Source organism: Sphingobium quisquiliarum P25, from assembly GCF_000445065.1.
Classification (GTDB): domain Bacteria; phylum Pseudomonadota; class Alphaproteobacteria; order Sphingomonadales; family Sphingomonadaceae; genus Sphingobium; species Sphingobium quisquiliarum.
In genome coordinates this window covers 1-2,397 of the sequence record NZ_ATHO01000057.1, presented here as the reverse complement: position 1 = coordinate 2,397, position 2,397 = coordinate 1, and the positions used below count along the sequence as shown (strand labels likewise).

The window sequence follows — 2,397 nt, the reverse complement described above, 5'->3', positions numbered from 1 at the left end:
TGGGCCGCCACGATCGGGCCGCCGAGGTCGCCGGGAAGCGGCGGGCCGAGCTTTGGCGTCTGGCTGTAGTCGCGCGGCCCCGATGTGATGGTCTCGGACGTGGCGCGGCTGTCGGTGCTGTAGAGTTCCTTCGCCTCCTTCTCGCCTGCCGGCTTGAGCGCATAGATCAGCGAGCCGCCGATCCCGAGACCGGCGACAACGCCGATAGCGGCCAGCGCCTTGCGTGACAGGCGCATGACGCGCGGCGTCGGCCCACGAAGCTGGAAGGCTTGAGGATCGGGGCGCGGCGCTTGCAGTGCGGCCGCCTCGGGCGGGGAATTGTCGGTCGGATCGGTCACGGCCGCCCCCTGCGCCCATCGTCACGCACGATGCGGACCCGCTGCTCGCGGCGCCGGTCGCCCAGGCGCAGCTCGGCGGCGGCGAACAGCCGGTCCACCACCATGTAGCGACCCTGCACGCGGTAATTGACCAGCTCGGCATCGCCGGCCGCGCCAGTCACGAACAAGGGCGGCATCTCGCCCTGCGAGATCCCGGCCGGAAACTCGATGAACACCTGGGCAGAATCGTCAAAGGTGCGAACCGGCTTCCACGGCACGCGGTCACCCTCGATCCGGTAGCGGAAATTGAGCGCCGCGAGGTCGAGGCCCGCAGCGACGGGGGCCGAAGCGGCGGCTGCGGCATTGGCACCGCGCAGCGCGATGAGCTGGTCCTGCGGATAGCTCCACGAGACGGACGCCATGTAGGTCGAAGCGGTCGCGCGCAACTCCAGATGATAGGTGCGCCGGTCGGTGTTGATGACGAGGTTCGTGGAAAGGTCGGGTCGCGTTGGCTTCACGAGGATATGCACGCGCGCCGTCGCGCCGCTGCCGCTCACCGTATCGCCGATGATCCAGCGCACCGTGTCGCCGGCCGCGACCGGCCCCGCCCCCACGAGTTGCTCGCCTTCTTGCAAGGCGATGTCCGTCACCTGGCCGGGCGCGGTATAGACCTGATAGAGCGCACCATCGGTCCAGGGATATTGCTGGATGGCGTTGAGGAAGCCGTCGCGCACCGGCTGCACCCGCGCGGCGGTGTTCGCTGCGCCGACGCGCTGGCGGGGATCGGACAGCTCCGGCACGCGGGGTTCGTCCGTCACCGGCTTCAACTGGCCTGGCAACGGCAATGGCTCGGGGATCGTCACCACCTCGACGGGATGCGGAGACTCCGGCGCCAAGGTCGCCGCGATCTCGGCCGGCGGATCGTCATAGGTGATGGCGGGCGGCTTCGCGGACGTGGTGGCGCAGCCGGCGAGTGCTGAAGCGGAGGCGAGCAGCGCCGCCGATGCGGCGCGGCGGAACGCGATGGCGGTCATTGCGACAGCTCCTTCGACCAGTTGAGGGCGTTGACGAAGACGCCGAGCGGGTTCTTGCGCAGCGCGTCGGGGGTGCGCGGCGGCTGCACGACGATGGTGAGGATGGCCGACCAGCGTTCGGTGGCGGCGAGGCTCCCGTCCTGATAGCGGCGCTCCGTCCAGGCGACGCGGAAGCTGTCAGGCGAGGCCCGGATCACGCTCGACACGTCGACTGCGACCTGCACCCGGCGGACATTGGCGAACGGGTCGTTTGCGCGGGCGTAGTCATTGAGCGCCACCGCGCCCCGATCGGTCGTGAAGTCGTAGGCGCGCAGCCAGTTCTGACGAACGATGACGGGATCGGCCGGGATTGCCCTGACCTGCTCGATGAACCGCGCCAGGTGGAACGCGATCTGCGGATCGGTCGGGCGGTAGCCGGTCTCGGCGGGAGCGACGGCCTGGGCCTCGCCGAGCCGATCGACTTGCACCACCCAGGGCACGATATGGCCGCGCGCCGATTGCCAGACGAGGCCGGCGGCAAGACCGCCCGAGAGCGCCAGTGCGCCGAAGAAGGCGAGGCGCCAGTTCTTCGCCTGTACGCGCGCGGAGCCGATGCGGTCGTCCCAGGCTTGCGCGGCGCGCTGATAGGGTGTCGTGGGTTCGGGGGTCTGGCCGTAACGGATAGTTGGGCGTCGGAACATGGGAGGTCAGTCCTTCTCTTTGATGTCGGGACCGGCGCCGCCGCCGTGGCTGTCGCCAGCCTTCATGGTGTGGGCGATGACGGTCGCGCCGTGGCTGACGGCCTGGCGGCGTTTCATCGCGGCCGCCCATGCGGGCTGAGCCGACGTGCCGGCCGATGCGGAGCCGCCAGCGGGTGCGGCCGCCGGGGTGGTGGGTGCGGGTCCGCCGGTGATCGTGCCGCCTGTGGCCGTGAACCCGGCGCGGGCGCCCGAGCGGAAGTTGGATTTCATCGCCTCGCCGCCTTCGGTGGCCGCCTTGCGCAAGGGCGAGAGGACGGCATTCGCCGCGCTTCCAGCCGCCGCCTGGCCAACTGCGGCTATGCCGCT

At 70.3% G+C, this 2,397-nt stretch carries 2 protein-coding genes and 2 pseudogenes; all 4 read right to left on the bottom strand.

Translation table 11 applies throughout. The features are described 5' to 3' along the window. Nucleotides 1-338: pseudogene (locus L288_RS0121390) on the bottom strand (TrbI/VirB10 family protein); the annotation flags it as partial. Next, nucleotides 335-1,351: a P-type conjugative transfer protein TrbG gene (gene trbG, locus L288_RS29000; protein ID WP_021237684.1), complete on the bottom strand. Its 1,017-nt coding sequence runs from the start codon at nucleotides 1,349-1,351 to the stop codon at nucleotides 335-337. The gene trbG and the pseudogene L288_RS0121390, both read right to left, overlap by 4 nt. Then, nucleotides 1,348-2,031, bottom strand: coding sequence for a conjugal transfer protein TrbF (gene trbF / locus L288_RS28995; protein WP_021237683.1), 684 nt, complete (start codon nucleotides 2,029-2,031; stop codon nucleotides 1,348-1,350). The genes trbG and trbF overlap by 4 nt, the downstream gene beginning before the upstream one ends. Nucleotides 2,032-2,037: 6 nt before the next feature. Beyond that, a pseudogene (locus tag L288_RS0121385) lies at nucleotides 2,038-2,397 on the bottom strand (P-type conjugative transfer protein TrbL); the annotation flags it as partial.

Coding starts and splice junctions, on each gene's coding strand:
- trbG (WP_021237684.1), bottom strand. CDS start 1,351: ATGACCGCCATCGCGTTCCGCCGCGCCGCATCGGCGGCGCTGCTCGCC.
- trbF (WP_021237683.1), bottom strand. CDS start 2,031: ATGTTCCGACGCCCAACTATCCGTTACGGCCAGACCCCCGAACCCACG.